This is a genomic window from Acinetobacter sp. NigerLNRRAM0016 (assembly GCF_054112845.1).
Genome location: NZ_JBSYVT010000099.1, coordinates 1 through 977, shown reverse-complemented (window position 1 = coordinate 977; position 977 = coordinate 1). Strand labels below are relative to the sequence as shown.

1 protein-coding gene is annotated in these 977 nt (G+C 36.7%); it reads left to right on the top strand.

All coding sequences use genetic code 11. The features are described 5' to 3' along the window. The first annotated feature begins 92 nt into the window (after positions 1–92). Positions 93–962 (top strand): IS982 family transposase, encoded by an 870-nt coding sequence (locus ACWQ4X_RS19680; protein WP_457904675.1) that lies wholly within the window; start codon positions 93–95, stop codon positions 960–962. Positions 963–977 lie beyond the last annotated feature (15 nt).

Here is a 977-nt window from a genome sequence, read left to right as displayed (position 1 = left end):
AACCCGAATCGCGGATAAGCAGTTGACTTGAAAAAGAGAAGGACTAGAGCCATCAGTTGAGTTACCACACCAAACTCACAACTCTAGTCCTTATGATTGATAGTACCCAATTATTCTGCGTAATTGATGATTTCTTTCTAAAATTTGAATCAATTTACTGGAATTTCTTAAAGCAGAACTTTCGATGCTCAAGAGCTCGCCCTGCTCAGCTCAGTATTTCTGAAATTACCTTTATTGCAATTTGGTATAAGTGCTCTCATTTCAATAATTTCAAAGCATTCTTTACAGCATTAAAATATAACAATAGCCATCTGTTTAAACATCTGCCGTGTTATCAACGTATGATTCATCTGATGAATACACATCAACTGGCTTTACATGCCCTACATTTCGCTTTGATGAAAGATCAGCAAAGCAATTATTTATGGATTGATTCAACCGTATTACCTGTCTGTAAAAATCAGCGAATACAACGTCATAAGTCTTTATCGGCTATTGCAACACGAGGAAAAAGCTCAATGGGTTGGTTCTTTGGCTGTAAGCTGCATTTGTTGATGAATCAATCAGGTGGAATAGTAAATACAGTTTTATCGAATGGACATACAGCAGATATCAAAATGGTGGAGCAACTAGTCAAAGGAATGATAGCCAAACTCTATGCTGATCGTGGCTATATTAGTCATGAGCTTAAGAGCAGGCTTAAAGATCAAGGTATTGATTTGATGACCTATCATCGTAAAAACATGCAATTTATTCAATTATCAAAAGCTGATAACTACCACTTAAAACAACGCAATAAAATAGAAACATTATTCAGCTTGCTTAAAGGGACGTACAACTTAGTCACGAGCAAAGCACGGAGTATTACAGGTTATCTGTCAGGCATATATGCTTCTCTGTGCGCCTATCAACTTTGTCATCAAAACAAGCCAATGATTCGTCTTATGGATACATCGGCTTAAACAGGATTCGGGTTA

Coding starts and splice junctions, on each gene's coding strand:
- ACWQ4X_RS19680 (WP_457904675.1), top strand. CDS start 93: ATGATTGATAGTACCCAATTATTCTGCGTAATTGATGATTTCTTTCTA.